General features: G+C 46.3%; 9 protein-coding genes and 1 pseudogene. 7 read left to right on the top strand and 3 right to left on the bottom strand.

Annotated features, from left to right (window positions below):
- Positions 1 to 227: 227 nt before the first annotated feature.
- Complete coding sequence (gene guaC, locus Q5873_RS00770) at positions 228 to 1,214, bottom strand: GMP reductase (RefSeq protein ID WP_205088319.1); 987 nt, start codon at positions 1,212 to 1,214, stop codon at positions 228 to 230.
- 223 nt (positions 1,215 to 1,437) lie between these two features.
- Between guaC and thiT the strand changes: the two genes are divergently transcribed.
- The 6 genes and pseudogenes from thiT (at position 1,438) to Q5873_RS00740 (ending at position 8,741) form a co-directional block, all read left to right on the top strand.
- On the top strand, positions 1,438 to 2,010 hold the full coding sequence (gene thiT / locus Q5873_RS00765) for an energy-coupled thiamine transporter ThiT (protein ID WP_244869500.1): 573 nt from the start codon (positions 1,438 to 1,440) through the stop codon (positions 2,008 to 2,010).
- Positions 2,011 to 2,175: 165 nt separating this feature from the next.
- Positions 2,176 to 3,561 (top strand): molybdopterin-guanine dinucleotide biosynthesis protein B, encoded by a 1,386-nt coding sequence (gene mobB, locus Q5873_RS00760; protein WP_303058918.1) that lies wholly within the window; start codon positions 2,176 to 2,178, stop codon positions 3,559 to 3,561.
- A 501-nt stretch (positions 3,562 to 4,062) separates the two neighbouring features.
- Positions 4,063 to 6,225 (top strand): annotated as a pseudogene (fdhF, locus tag Q5873_RS00755) (formate dehydrogenase subunit alpha); the annotation flags it as partial.
- A 179-nt stretch (positions 6,226 to 6,404) separates the two neighbouring features.
- Complete coding sequence (locus Q5873_RS00750; protein WP_303058917.1) at positions 6,405 to 6,932, top strand: 4Fe-4S dicluster domain-containing protein; 528 nt, start codon at positions 6,405 to 6,407, stop codon at positions 6,930 to 6,932.
- The gene (locus Q5873_RS00745) at positions 6,932 to 7,408 is read left to right on the top strand and encodes a 4Fe-4S dicluster domain-containing protein (protein ID WP_303058916.1); all 477 of its coding nucleotides are present in this window, start codon (positions 6,932 to 6,934) and stop codon (positions 7,406 to 7,408) included. Before Q5873_RS00750 ends, Q5873_RS00745 begins: the two co-directional genes overlap by 1 nt.
- A 97-nt stretch (positions 7,409 to 7,505) precedes the next feature.
- Positions 7,506 to 8,741 (top strand): molybdopterin molybdotransferase MoeA, encoded by a 1,236-nt coding sequence (locus Q5873_RS00740; protein WP_303058915.1) that lies wholly within the window; start codon positions 7,506 to 7,508, stop codon positions 8,739 to 8,741.
- A 201-nt stretch (positions 8,742 to 8,942) separates the two neighbouring features.
- Here the strand turns inward: Q5873_RS00740 and Q5873_RS00735 are convergent, their stop codons facing one another.
- Positions 8,943 to 9,770, bottom strand: coding sequence for a formate dehydrogenase accessory sulfurtransferase FdhD (locus Q5873_RS00735; RefSeq protein ID WP_303058914.1), 828 nt, complete (start codon positions 9,768 to 9,770; stop codon positions 8,943 to 8,945).
- 527 nt (positions 9,771 to 10,297) lie between these two features.
- On the opposite strand from Q5873_RS00735, the gene Q5873_RS00730 reads away from it, so the two are divergent.
- Positions 10,298 to 13,543, top strand: coding sequence for a YadA-like family protein (locus tag Q5873_RS00730; protein ID WP_303058913.1), 3,246 nt, complete (start codon positions 10,298 to 10,300; stop codon positions 13,541 to 13,543).
- A gap of 248 nt (positions 13,544 to 13,791) precedes the next feature.
- Here Q5873_RS00730 and Q5873_RS00725 read toward each other — a convergent pair whose 3' ends face one another.
- On the bottom strand, positions 13,792 to 14,853 hold the full coding sequence (locus Q5873_RS00725; RefSeq protein WP_303058911.1) for a nicotinate-nucleotide--dimethylbenzimidazole phosphoribosyltransferase: 1,062 nt from the start codon (positions 14,851 to 14,853) through the stop codon (positions 13,792 to 13,794).
- Positions 14,854 to 14,894: the final 41 nt, after the last annotated feature.

Here is a 14,894-nt window from a genome sequence, read left to right as displayed (position 1 = left end):
AAGAATACATACGAAGTAAATAAGAAAGTAAATAAGAAATAGATAAAAGTAAATAGAAGTAAATAGAAGTAAATAGAAGTAAATAAAAAAGCTATATCATCAAGGAGACCTGATGGTATAGCTTTTTTCATATACTGTTTATCTAGTTAATGAATCGTTACATCTATGTTGGCTTTATTGCCTCTTCGGTAGCCGGTGAATATACCGGTGCCTAGCTGATGGTTGTATTAACGGTCGCCGTTGAAGATAGAGTTCTTAACGATAACGTAATCAACTTTGCGGATGGCATTTAAGTTGGTGCCGCCGGCATAGGAGATAGAGGACTGCAAATCCTGTTCCATTTCCGTTAAGGTGTCGAATAAGCTGCCTTTGGAAGGAATGTACATTTTTTTGCCTTCCACGTTTTTGCGTTCGCCCTTCTGATGTTCGGAAGCACTGCCGAAGTATTCCTTGTACGGCTTGCCGTCGATTTCAACGGTTTTACCCGGCGATTCTACATGACCGGCAAAGAGGGAACCGATCATAACGAGGGTAGCACCGAAGCGAATGGATTTGGCAATGTCACCGTGATCGCGGATACCGCCGTCGGCAATAATCGGTTTGGTTGCTGCTTTGGCACACCAACGAACAGCGGACAACTGCCAACCACCGGTACCAAAACCGGTTTTTAATTTGGTAATGCACACTTTACCCGGTCCAATACCAACCTTAGTAGCATCCGCACCGGCATTTTCCAATTCGCGAACGGCTTCCGGTGTACCTACATTACCGGCAATTACAAAGCTACCCGGTAATTGTTCTTTGATGTGGCGAATCATGTCGATGACACGGTTGGAATGGCCATGCGCAATATCAATGGTAATATATTCCGGCGTGAGACCGGCATCCTTTAACTCTTGTACGAACTTGAATTCATCCGGTTTAACCCCGATGCTGATGGAGGCAAACAAACCGGCTTCCTTCATGCGTTTTACAAAGGCTAAACGGGTATGGGGCTGGAAGCGGTGCATAATGTAGAAGTAGTTACCGCGCGCTAATTTTTCAGCCAAGTCTTCGTCGATAATGGTCTGCATGTTTGCCGGCACAACCGGTAAGCGGAATGTGCGATCGCCCAACGTAATGCTGGTGTCGCACTGGCTACGGCTGTCAACAATACATTTATTAGGAATCAGTTGTATATCTTCATAGTCAAAAATATTAGTTGTATTAATCATTGGTTGCCTCCTTGTAATAACAAAACAATCCATTAAGCATTATACAGAAGAAGACCCACTTTGACAAGAGTAAAACCCGAACATTTTAAAATATTTTAATAATAATATTAGGATAATGACGAATGATGATGTGCTATGACAAAAATTCACTTTTACTATTCAAGACAATAGCGTATAATGTGAGTAATCTTTTAGTTGGCTTAGTAGTTGGGAGGCGCATACTATGACTACGGCAAATATGGTGAAAACACCAAACACGGTAAGCAAAGCAAATACACGGATGTTGGTTGAGGCAGGACTGGCGATTGCTATTGCCTATGTATTACATTTTGTGGTGCTCTTTCAGATGCCGCAAGGTGGATCGGTAAATGCAGCTAACATGGTACCGTTATTTATTTTCGCTTTGCGATGGGGCGGTAAGGCCGGAATGCTCACTGGGGCTGTATACGGTTTGGTAGCGTTTCTCTTAGGATTTAAGTTTAGCTTGCATCCGCTTAGCATTATTTTGGATTATATCGTTGGCTTTGGTGCCTTAGGGGTTGCCGGTTTCTTCGGTGACAGTCGCCCGGCAGCCATTATCGGTTCCTTTACGGGCTGCACGTTGCGGTGGTTGTCGTCGGTAATCAGCGGAGCCGTTGTGTTTGCTTCCTATGCACCGGCCGGACAAAATCCGTGGGTGTACTCGATTGTGTATAATGCAACCTATATGATTCCGGAAATGCTCATCAACGGATTGGTTATTGTTTTATTCTATACACAGATTATGAAAGGTATTAACAGTGTGACCAAACGATAAATCTAATGGGCATGATACGTTAATGATTTAATGAACAGGATAAGTTAATTATCTAACGGACACGATAAGCTAATTATCTAACGGACACGATAAGCTAATGATCTAATGAATAATCGTAAAGGATTTTCACGTTAACTTTAATTATGTTGAAAGGAGCCTACCACCATGACGGGATTAGGATATATGATGGTGGCCGGTGGCATGAGTACACGGATGGGGCGCGACAAGGCGTCGCTACCGTGGATGGATGGGACCTTACTGTCTTCACTTGCGTTGAGGGCGGTAAGGTCATATTCATTTACGCACCTATGTGTAGTCATCAATCGACCGCTGGTAAAAACAGAATGGCCGGGAAGAGTTTGGCCCGTAACAAAAAGCGGAGGACCGTTACAAGGCGATGCCTATATCGTGCCCACTACAGAAGGGATGATGTATCGGTGGCAACCGCCGGACAGTGAACGCATTATTTCTATGTTGGTCGTAAGCGATCGCTTCAAAGAATGCGGTCCCTTAGCCGGTGTAGAGGCAGGGCTGAGGGCCATTACGGCTATAGCCGATGCAGGCGACACGGCACTGCCGGAGTATTATTTGACGGTGTCGGTGGATATGCCGTTTTACGAACCGGATCCCATCGTGTTGACAAAGTGGCAAAAGACTGTGTTAAAACCGGACACAACTAATATATCCAACGCAGCTAACATAGCCAACACATCTAGCGCATCTAATACATCCAACGCAGCTAATACATCCAACGCAGCTAACGCATCTAATATAACTGATACATCTAATGTATGTGACACACCATATAGTTTTATGCCTCGACAAGAGGATGGACGTCTGCAACCGTTGGCTGCCATCTATCATCGGCGATGCGGGGATATAGCAAAAGAGCTATTAGAAAAAGGTGAACGCCGGATGCAATCGTTAGTAGCTGCTGTGCCGACCGTCTATGTGCCGATTAGTAGTGATAATAGGCGCTACCGCAATGTGAATACACCGCTGGCATATAAGGAAGCCTTGGCATACGCAATTAATAGATCGCGCACAGTACCTATTGTGACCGTTACCGCCAATCGTTCAAAAACAGGAAAGACGCGCGTGGCTACCGAATTAATTCGCCGGCTGACAAATCGAGGCATAGCGGTGGGTCTGGTGAAAAGTGACGGTCATGGATTTACTATGGATTATGCCGATACGGATACGGGAAAAGCAACGGCGGCAGGCGCGGCAGCGGTGGCCATTAGCGGACCGAACGGTTACGCCTTGTTGCATCATACGCCGTCGGAGGATAGCTTGCTTACACTCGCCCAAAGCATGAAGGTGGACGTGGCGTTAGTGGAAAGCCGTCGTCACGGATCCTTTCCGAAGATTGTCGTTCTTCGGAAAGATCATATGGAGGAATTGCCTTGCGAACCGCAAGAGGTATTGGCCATTGTCAGTGACGGACCGCGCCCACTGCCGGAGACGGAATGCCGGTATTTTTCCTTTGATGAAGGGGATGCTCTGGCAACGTGGTTACTGGAACAAGATATTTTTGGACGAAGACAGTAGAGTCATTGCATGTACCGAAGAGAAAATGAGGTATGCATACCGAGCAGAAAATGAGTTATGCATACAAATCAGAAAACGAGTTATACATACCGGATAAAGACAATAGGTAGTCATCATCATATCGAAAAGTCATAGGAGAGCAGTTACTTATCTATGATAATTAAGAATATATAAGTTGCGCAGAATAGTTGCAAAAATAGAAATATAGATATACAATAAACGCATGTAATAATTTATGTTTATATATTTATTAATTGTTTATAACAATCTAAGCCATTAATTAGAAAATAGATAATTGTAAATCATAAACATAAGGTACATGCGTTTTTATTATCTATACAATCAGCACGACCGGTAGAAGCAGCACGATAGCAAGGGCAGTGCAATCAATAAGACCGGCAAGATGGGCAGGACCGGCACAATCAGTATGTTCGGTAGGCCTGTACGATGAGTAGGAACGCAGTCGTGTATGATGGATTCAAGTGAAAAGAGGTAAGGGATATGGAACAGGGCTACAAGACAGTGCGAACGGTGTGTCCTTATTGCGGTGCGGGCTGTCACATTGCATTAACCGTAGATACGGTACATAATCGCATCGTGAAAGCTACCGGTGCGAATGGACGGACGAATGAAGGTCGCTTGTGTTTAAAGGGATATTACGGCTGGGATTACTTGACCGATCCGCAGCTGTTAACGAAGCGGTTGCGGTATCCTATGATTCGCAAAGGCGGTAAAGGCAGTCCGTTAGAACGGGTGAGCTGGGAGGAAGCCATTCAATATACGGCGGAGCGCTTACAGGCCATCATCAAGGAATACGGACCGGATACAGTGATGGGCGCCGGTTCGGCGCGCGGTCCCGGAAATGAAGCAGGGTATATTACACAGAAATTTATGCGTGCCTGCATCGGCACGAACAATGTGGATCACTGCGCACGCATTTGTCATGCCGCTTCCGTAACGGGCTTGCGCGCTTCCATTGGTGAAGGAGCCATGTCCGTCAGTGTACCGGAAATTGAAGATGCAGAGGTTATTTTTAACATTGGCTATAATGCGGCGACATCGCATCCCATTGTGGCCAGACGCGTGGTGAAAGCCAAGGCTAAGGGGGCAAAAATTATTTGTGTGGATCCGCAGATTACGGAAACGGCACGCATTGCAGACATTCATTTGCAAATTAAAGGCGGTACGAATTTGGCGCTCCTCAATGCCATGGCGTACACGATGATTGAAGAAGGCTTAGTGGACGAAGCGTTTGTAAAGGCGCACACGGAAGGCTTTGAAGACTATGCGAATGCGCTCGGTGGCTATGCGCCGGAAGCGATGGCAGACATTATCGGCGTACCGGCAGAGTTGATACGCCGGGCAGCACGGTTATTTGCATCATCAAAGCACACCGTTACGTTGTGGGGTATGGGCATTACGCAATTTGCTCAAGGTGTGGACAGCGTGATTGCCTGCTCCAATTTATCACTACTTACCGGTAACTACGGCCATCGAGCTACCGGCGTAGGTCCGGTGCGAGGACAAAATAATGTGCAAGGCACCTGCGATATGGGCGTATTGCCGGATGTGTATCCCGGATATCAACGGGTAGACGATCCGAAGGCACGGGCTAAATTTGAAAAGGCCTGGGGTGTTACCTTGCCGACCACACCGGGGTTGCCGTTGACGTTGGTGCCGGAGAAAATTCTTCGTGAAACCGATCCGAAAAAGCAAATTCATGCCTATTATATTGTAGGCGAAGACCCGGCCCAGTCGGATCCGGATTTAACGGAGATTCGCGAAGCACTCAGCGCCTGCGATTTCGTGGTGGTTCAAGATATTTTTATGAATAAGACGGCGGAGTTTGCCGATGTAGTGCTGCCGGCGACGGCTTGGGGCGAACATGATGCGGTATATAGTAGTTGTGACCGTGGCTTTCAGCGGGTGCGCAAAGCAATCGAACCGGTAGGTGAAGCTTGGCCGGATTGGAAAATTCAGTGCGCCATAGCTACTGCGATGGGCTACCCGATGAGCTATGATTCGACGAAGGAAATTTGGGATGAAATGCGCAGCCTGTCACCTAAATTCTACGGTGCAACCTATGAAAAAATGGACGCCCTCGGCGGCGTGCAGTGGCCTTGCGTTGATCCTTCCATGGAGGATAGGGGCACGGAATATCTTCATGAAGGCGGCACTTTTGCTACCGAAAACGGCAAGGGACGCTTGCTCTTTGCGCCGTATAAACCGGTGCATGAAGAGGTGGACAGCGAGTACCCGCTATCCCTGTGTACCGTTCGCGAGGTAGGTCATTATTCGGTGCGCACCATGACGGGGAACTGTCGTATGCTGAGCAAGCTGGAGGATGAACCGGGATGGATTGCCATGAACCCCGCAGATTGTAAGCGACTGGGCATTACGACCGGCGATTTAGTGTATGTGCATTCACGGCGCGGCAAAACCATCACACGGTGTTTAGCTACCGAGCGTGCCAAGGAAGGGGCTACTTATATGACCTATCAATGGTGGGTCGGTGCGTGTAATGAATTGACTATCGGCATGTTGGACCCGAAGAGCCGCACGCCGGAATATAAATATTGTGCCGTTCGTGTGGAAGCCATCGCCGATCAAGCGGCCGCGGAAGCCAAGGTAAGCGAGTACTATGAACGCTTGCGGACGCGCATGGGGATTACCGTAAACGACAAAAACGCAAAGGCGACTGCGAAAACAGACACCGCCGGAGCAGCCAATGGTACCATGGCAACAGCACATGCAAAAGCAGCCATGGCAACAACACAGGCAAAGGCAGCTATGGCAACAGCAGTGACAATGAATCCGGCGAAAGAAAGGGAGGTACGTTCGTTATGAATTATTTTGTAAAGGGAAATCCCATGCTATGCATCGGTTGTCGCACCTGCATGGTAGCTTGTGTAGTCGCGCATGAAGGCCCGTCTATCTTTACTGTGCATCCCGATGAGGCAAGCTTTCAACCGCGCATTAAGGTAGTGAAAACGAAAACGATGACAAAGACGGTGCAATGCCATCAATGTGAAAATGCGCCATGTGCTGCGGTTTGTCCGACAGGGGCGTTACATAAGGATGCGCACCATATTGCCTTTGAAAGCGAGCAGTGTATCGGCTGCAAGCAATGTGTGATGGCCTGTCCTTTTGGCGCCATTACTATGGCAGCGCCTGATGAAAAGGGACGGCGTGTGGCGCATAAGTGTGATTTGTGCACGTCAACGGCAGAAGAAGCACCGGCCTGTGTGTCGCATTGCCCTACAGAGGCCCTTACCTTTTATACGGAGGACGTACAGCAGCAGAGCCTAACGGACAAACAAGTTCGCTCCGTACGAGCGGCTTCTCGGGTTGCCGGAAAGGAGGGAGTCTAATGAACGCCTTTGTATACTGTGATACATCGCTTTGCATTGGCTGCGGTATGTGTGAACGGCGGTGTATTATGAGTCATGAACAGCTGAGCATCAAGGAAGTTACGTTAGATGAACCGACGCAGCGGCAGCGGTGCAAGAGCTTTCGCCGAGAGGATGTGAAGGGTGTCCTTCACTGTCGTCACTGTGAAAATGCGCCGTGCATGGCAGCGTGTCCGGTAGGAGCTATCGAGCGACGTACCTGGAACGAAGATGAGAAGGGGCATGGGCAAAGCGGCATCATCGTCAATGAAGACACATGCATCGGCTGCAAGGAGTGCGTGTTGGCCTGTCCTTTCGGTGCCGTATGGATGGCACCTACGAAGGCGCAGCGCATGGTGGCAACGAAATGTGATTTGTGTGTCACCACCGAAGAAGGAACGCCGGCCTGTGTGAGCGGCTGTCCTAAGAAAGCATTGCGAGTAGTAAGCCTCCGTTGATGGTTGCCGGTGTCACTATATTTTCATGGGCACTAATGATATACTGAATTTATAGGAAGACATGCCACCGATAGTGCGGTGACCAAGGAGGTCTATTGTGAACGGTATAACAGTAGAAGCAGTTCGTCAACGATTATTGGCGGAAGCGGCAACATACAAAAAGAAGAGTGAAGAATGCACGCTTGATGAAGCGTTGGGGCGAGTACTGGCGGAAACGGTGACGGCCCCCGAAGCCATCCCGGCGTTTCCAAAATCGCCGTATGACGGCTTTGCTTTGCCCTACGAAGAAGGGCGGCAACACTTTACGGTAGTGGCCACGATCGGCGCGGGACAGGTGTATGACGGCGTGGTGAGAAAAGGCGAAGCGGTGCGCATCATGACCGGGGCACCATTGCCGGACGGCTGCGATACTATTGTTATGCAAGAACGTTGTGAGCTGGATGGCCATGCACTTACCGTGCGGGGGACGATTACCCAAGGAGATAACATCATCCCTCGTGGTGAAGAATGCGAAGCCGGTACTATACTGATGCAGCCAGGCATTCCCATAGGAGCAGGTCAGCTGGCGGTGGCTGCCGGTGTAGGTCGAGCGTCTTTAACCGTGTACCGCAGGCCAAAGGTGCTGTTGTTAACATCGGGCCGTGAAATCATTGCGCCGGGAACGGCGATGACTAAGGGGAAGGTGTATAATTCCAATCTGTATATGCTGAAAGGCCTATTGCGCGAGCATGGGCTTACGCCGTATGCGACGTACCATATCAGTGACGATCCGGCGCGACTGGATGAAGAAACGACTATGGTGAAAGAGTTAGCTGCCGAGGCGGATGTCATTATCAGTACCGGCGGCGTGTCCGTAGGTCTTTTTGATTCGATGCCGGCCATCTATGAAGCATTGGGAGCGGAAGCCTTGTATGGACGCATCCAAATGCGACCGGGCGCCGCTTCGTATGGTGGCATTATTCGCCGCGATGAAGGTAATCCCGTATTTTGTCTGGGCTTATCAGGCAATCCGACGGCAGCATACAACTCGTTTCAGCTTTTTGTAGTACCGCTGCTGCGAATGCTGTCCGGCTATGCGGAAGCGTTGCGACCACCGCTACGCGTGCGCCTTGGCGTAGACATTCACAAAAAAAATCCCTTCGATCGCTATGTGCAAGGCGTTATTGTCAGCGAACAAGGGGAAGGCGTATTCTATCCCAATGAACTATATACCTCCAGTGCCTTACTGGGCATGGCTAAGACGAATGGGTTGGCCAAACTATTGCAAGGACATACAGACTATGATAAGGGTGACTATGTGGACGTATTGCCCGTAGCTAATATCACCCTGTAATCGTCACGAATTGATTGTCACAACATGAGCATCACAAATTGATTGTTAGAAAATGATTATTACAAATTGAATACGATGTAACATATAAATGAAAACTAGCACTTCTATACTGTGTAGGGGTGCTAGTTATTTTATTATGTATTCATTGTTTATTAATTACATATTTACTATTTATAGATTACATTGTTTATTAACCGTTTACTAACTATGTATTAATTGCGTATCGGCTATGATGCGCTCCGGATGAGCAAAGACTAAAAACTCTGTAGGACGCAGCTTATTGACGAGTGTAATTCCGTAAGCATCGGCCAAGGTAATACCCAGCTCTGTGGGCATGGCACGCGAACAGAGAATAGGACAGCCTATGCGGTGAACCTTACGAATCACCGAGTCCGGTACGCGACCGCTAAAGATGAGTAAGGTATCCGTCGTGTCGATATGCTTCTTGGTGACAATGCCCAGCAGTCGGTCCAATACATTGTGACGGCCCACATCCTCCGCATAGGCTAAGACGCGACCGGCTTTGACGATGGCTCCTTCATGAACGCCATGCGATATGTGATGCGCTTTCGTGATCGAGTCCAGTAGTGTACCATAGGAACAAATTTCCTCAGAGGTAACAGACCAATGCGATGAGGACTTAGTGGTTCCATTGATGTTTGAAGCGGACCGGAGAGTCGTACTGCCAATCGAAACGGACTTGGCAGTTGTATCGACGATTGAAGACGAGTTCCGGCGTTGCATCGTTGCCGTAGCGATAGACGTGCGACGAAGTGTGATGCGATGACTCGTGGCATCTACATCAATAGCGGCGACTTCATCAGGCGATTGGATATAGCCTTCCGCCAGACAATAGCCGAGACCCAATTCATCTAAGTGATGCGGTGACGCAATTACATGTCCCAACGATTGATGATCCAAATACAATTCATAACGCACTTCCCGTGAAATCGAAGTGGCTGCCGACGTGCTCAGTCCGGCATCGTAATGCCAGCACGGATATATATTGGTTTCGGATAACTCGTACATAATAGACCTCCTGCGAGACAATCGGATAGTCCGGAGATGGCTTCATTGATGATAGAAATACTGGTTCATATACATATAGTAATAGATTATAAGATTATAATCCATTGCTATATATGCATGGTCAATGAAAGATGACATAATCCCAAATGGTATGCGTAGTGGTAATACAATGAAGATAATAGGCTGTCCACATTGAAAGCTAGCAGTAACAGAAGCCTCCCCTATGGTGAAAGCGTGTGTGTGTTATCTATGAAGAAAGTGGGAGGCGTATTTGAATTATCATTGGGAAGGTAAAACTTGATTGTGCGCATACAAAATACAAGAGTGTATTGAAAGTAGTAGACAGCATTAGTTGGATATGATACGATGGAATCAAGAAAAGTGTTATTTTATTTCTTTTTGACACATAATGTTGGATGTCTTATCACGGCAGGTGTTAAATGGTAGATAACATATTATTTAATGTGTGAGAGTATTAAAAGAAGGCGATCATTGTTAAAATCACGAGGCGATGAAAGGAGAGTACAATGAAAGTAAGTGGGAAACGAACAAAACAATTAACTGCGTCTATAATGGCGACGTTTGTGTTTGGGGGGGGGACTCTTCTAGGAACTAGTACCGTAAGTGCGGCAGATGTTATAAAGACAGATGTAATAAAAAAAGTGGCAACTGGCGAGGCCTTAACAGCAGATGAAAAAGCTTGGTTCAATGGGTTCTTCGATGGAAAAACGCTACAGACAAATGAGTTAGCTATAAGTAAAAATAATGGAAATGTAATCTACTTTCAAAAGAATTCTGGAGCAAAGTCAAGGGTTGTTGAAGATGGAGGAACGAATCAAGCGTATATTGTCATTGGTGATGGTTCTAAAGGATTTATTGGCCGAGGTGGTCAAGAAGGTGCTATTTCACCAACAGGTAAGGTTGAGGATGCCGCCGGTGCCATTGCTATCGGCAACCAGACTTATGCACGCAGTGGCAGCATCATGATTGGAAGCCACAACTTTAAAGGCAACATGGGGGATGTAACAGAGATTGATTCTTCTAAGCTTGAAACGGAAGGGGAACACGGGGTTTATGGGCATACTGTAGCGACCATGACGGTAGGGACTAATAGCTTTACAAAAGGGTTCCTTGCTACTACATTAGGAAATTATAATATCCAGACCAGTCGAAATGCTGGCTATGGATTTCTCAATAAATATAATCTGGAAAACTTTGGTGCCACTGTTGTAGGTACGCTGAACAGTAATGAATCATATACTTCTACGAAAGAATATGGTGGTTTTTTTGGAAAATCTCATTCCGGAATTGCAAACAGTATTGTAGGTGTAGCGAATCGGGTCAATAATTCAAATGGTGCCCTTGTGTACGGTGCGGGGAATGAGATTACAAATTCTATTACTGATATTAAAGGTATATTGGAGTCACCAAGTCTAAAAGATGTAACAGCTCAGTCTAATACTCTTAGAGATGCTATAAGAAAATCTAACAGTGGCGGTGCTACCATGGCCTTCGGTGGCGGTAACGTAGCCAACTATACAAATCTCACCATGATTACAGGCGTTAATAACACTGTTAAGGGAACAGCAGATAACATTATTAAGCTTGATTCTATCATTGGGTACAATAACACTGTAACAGGTGCTAGAGACATCAAGCTCATAGGGAACAATAATATCATAGAAGAAAAAGCCAATAACAATATCATCTTCGGCGATAACTATACTCTTAAGAGCGGAAAGACGAACAATGTTATCCTTGGTTCTGCAAAAGAAGAAAAAAGAGAACTTAACATTTCTAATGCCACCATCCTTGGATACAATGCGAATGCGCAGGTTGACGGCGGCGTAGCCCTCGGTAGCGAGAGTGTAGCCAGTGTAGATAAAGAAACCCCCGGCTATGATCCTCTTACAGGAACGGCGTATGCATTGTCTGATTCCAATAAGGATTCAGCATATATTTGGCAGAGCACTCGTGCGGCTGTATCGGTAGGGGATCTTGTAGGGGATACGAAGATTACCCGTCAAATCACCGGAGTCGCTGCCGGTAAGAATGACACCGATGCGGTCAATGTAGCGCAGTTGAAGAAAGTAACAGAGTTAGTAAATTCTAAAGCCTCTACAGATACGAATACGTATATGACCAGTGGTGCATATGATAAAAATAAAAAGCAGTTGACCTTAACGCAGAATGACAACTCATCTGTGACGGTTGATTTATCGGGCGTTGATACCGATACAAATACTATTACAAGTAGTGGTAGTTATGATAATCAAAGCAAAGACATTACATTTACTCGCAGCGATGGATCAACTTTTGCTGTTAATCTAGCCGGTATTGACACTAATACAGATACGAATACGTATGTAACAGGTGGTGCGTACAATGAAAATAACAAGCAGCTAACCTTAACTCGCAACGATAACCAATCAGTGACGGTGGACTTGTCGAATGTTGATACAAATACATTTATAACAGGCATTAATTATAATAGAAATAACAATCAACTAACTATAACTCGTAATGATGGTGAAAATTTAACTGCAGATTTATCAGATCTTGTAGCGAAAGTTGGAGAAGTAGCTGGGGATACAACTTTACATCTCGCAGGAGATAATACGGATAAAAATGTTAGTGTGAAAAATAATGAAACGTTGTCAATTACCGGTGGAGCAACAGGTAAGTTAACCAATAATAATATTGGTGTAACGGCTACGGATAAAGGATTATCTGTCAAGCTTGCGGAAAAGATTGATTTAGGAAAAGATGGCTCCTTAACGATAGGAGATACAGTAGTTAATGGTACGTCCATTACAGTAGGTAATACGGTAGTAGAAGATAACTCTGTTAAAGTAGGGGACAAAACAGAAGTAACGAATGAACATGTTAAGGTAGGTAATACGGTAGTAGAAGATAACTCTGTTAAAGTAGGCGACAAAACGGAAGTAACCAATGAATATGTTAAGGTTGGTACTACTGAAGTAAAAGATAAGCTTATCACAATGGATAAAGAAGGCATATTCACAGTAGGCAACACAACGATACAGGACAACTCCATCCATATGGGTGACAAAGGCTCGCTTACTATTGGAAATTCTACAAATACTACTACGGTAAATGCTAATGGTCTTACCATTACGAACGGCCCATCCATTACGACTAACGGTATTGATGCAGGCGGAAAGAAAATTTCTAATGTAGCTGGCAGTGAGTTAACAGCTGATTCTACATATGCTGTGAACGGCGGGCAGCTGTATACGGTTAGAGAAGATCTTAATAATCGCATTGATGGCGTGGATAAGCACGTAAATGCATTGGATAATCGCATTCGTGAAACCAATCGCCGTGTAGATAAGGTGGGGGCCGGTGCTGCGGCACTCGCTGCATTACATCCTCTCGACTTTGATGCGGATGACAAGTGGAACATTGCTGCCGGGGTAGGTGCGTATAAGGGAACTTCGGCAATGGCCTTAGGTGCTTTCTATCGTCCGAACGAAGTAACGCAGCTTTCCATAGGCGGTGCTTTCGGTAACGGTGAAAACATGTGGAACATGGGTATTAGCTGGCGTACAGGCAGCGGTGAATCGTACAGCGGCAAGTCTAAGGCAGAACTTGTTCGCATGGTAAATGCTATGGAAGCACGCGATGCACAGCAAGATGCTATTATTAAACAGCAACAAGTAGATATTCAGAAACAACAAGAAGGTTTGGCTAAACAAGAAGCTGAAATTAATGAATTGAAGGCAATGGTACAGCAGTTGTTGGCTAAGTAACTTTCATCGGTTTCTAGTAATAGGCTTAGAGGGTATCATAGCCGCTAGGAGAGCAGGTCTTACGAATGCTCTCTGCGCGGCTATGATACCCTCTTTCGCTGTATAATAGTAAATTGCCGATGATAGTTAATAGCCAAGCAAGATTAAGGGGAGACAGGTCTTGCGAATGCTCTCTGCGCAGCTATGATACCCTCTTTCGCTGTATATATAGTAAATTACCGATGATAGTTAATAGACAGAGTACTTCCTTATGGCAATGTTTCTTTAAAAATATCTTCCAAGGATATAATGTGGGTGAATGCATAGTAGATAGTTTTTAATAATTGTACCATTAACGCCGCGCCGGATCCTTCGCCGAGGGCCATGGAAGCATGAAGCATGACTGACTCCGGTGGTTGGTGGGCAAAGGCAAGTGCCGCTGTCATGCCGGTTTCACGCGATTGGTGTGATGGCAATGCATAGTCGGCGACCTTAGGATCAATGGCATAGGCAGTCGCTAAGGCAACGGCAGTGATGAACCCATCGATGACAAAGGGGAGCTGTTGCTCCATGCAGGCGAGCATGGACGAGGTCAATGCGACGAGGTCAAAGCCACCGACGCAACGGAGAATGTCCTGTGGTGATGTCATCGCATCGTGATGCAAAGCGAGTCCTCGTCTGACTACATCGCGCTTGATGCGATACGTTTCTTCACTGGCTCCGGATCCGTAGCCTACCGTTTCTTCCGGTGGCAATCCTGTTAAGGCACTCAATACGGCTGCCGAGGTTGTAGTGTTACCGATTCCCATTTCACCGAAGGAAATCAGATTGTAACCGGCTTCTTTTTGGTTAGCAATAAGCTGAGTGGCTTTGTTCCACACGTGGGTATATTCTTCTTTTGACATGGACGGTTCTTTGGTAAAGTTCTTTGTTCCGGTAGTTGCTTTCAAATTGAGCCCTACCGGTTCAGGATGATTAATTCCCACATCGGCAATGACTAAAGGAATCGTGTTGAAGCGGCAAAAGGCACTGATGGTAGCACCGCCGTGAAGCATGTTCGCCGTATGATGATAGGTGATGGACTGGGGATACTGAATATGTGGCTCTTCCGTGATGCCATTGTCGGCACTGTACACGATGTGGACGGGGTTGATGCTATCTTCAATGCGCCCCCAAGCCATACATAGTTTGGTGAAAGCCCTTTCCCACTGGGGTAAACTGCCGGGAATGGTGCAACGACTGCTGAGTAAGGCTTCAATGTCAGCGTGTAGTGCGTCCGGTGTTTTCTGTTGTAGTGTTGATGCGGTTATAGTTTGATCTGTTTCTTTCATTTAAATCCCTTTTTCACATAAAATAATTAATCTATTACTGA

The sequence above is a fragment of the Veillonella magna genome, from assembly GCF_959600285.1.
GTDB classification, from domain to species: Bacteria; Bacillota; Negativicutes; order Veillonellales; family Veillonellaceae; genus Veillonella_A; species Veillonella_A magna.
Note: the sequence above shows the minus strand (reverse complement) of the source record. Positions and strands in the feature narration are given on the sequence as shown.

Bases quoted from the DNA above. Each gene is read 5' to 3' on its own strand.
- Q5873_RS00725 (WP_303058911.1), bottom strand. From the start codon at position 14,853: ATGAAAGAAACAGATCAAACTATAACCGCATCAACACTACAACAGAAA.
- mobB (WP_303058918.1), top strand. From the start codon at position 2,176: ATGACGGGATTAGGATATATGATGGTGGCCGGTGGCATGAGTACACGG.
- thiT (WP_244869500.1), top strand. From the start codon at position 1,438: ATGACTACGGCAAATATGGTGAAAACACCAAACACGGTAAGCAAAGCA.
- Q5873_RS00745 (WP_303058916.1), top strand. From the start codon at position 6,932: ATGAACGCCTTTGTATACTGTGATACATCGCTTTGCATTGGCTGCGGT.
- guaC (WP_205088319.1), bottom strand. From the start codon at position 1,214: ATGATTAATACAACTAATATTTTTGACTATGAAGATATACAACTGATT.
- Q5873_RS00750 (WP_303058917.1), top strand. From the start codon at position 6,405: ATGAATTATTTTGTAAAGGGAAATCCCATGCTATGCATCGGTTGTCGC.
- Q5873_RS00730 (WP_303058913.1), top strand. From the start codon at position 10,298: ATGAAAGTAAGTGGGAAACGAACAAAACAATTAACTGCGTCTATAATG.
- Q5873_RS00735 (WP_303058914.1), bottom strand. From the start codon at position 9,770: ATGTACGAGTTATCCGAAACCAATATATATCCGTGCTGGCATTACGAT.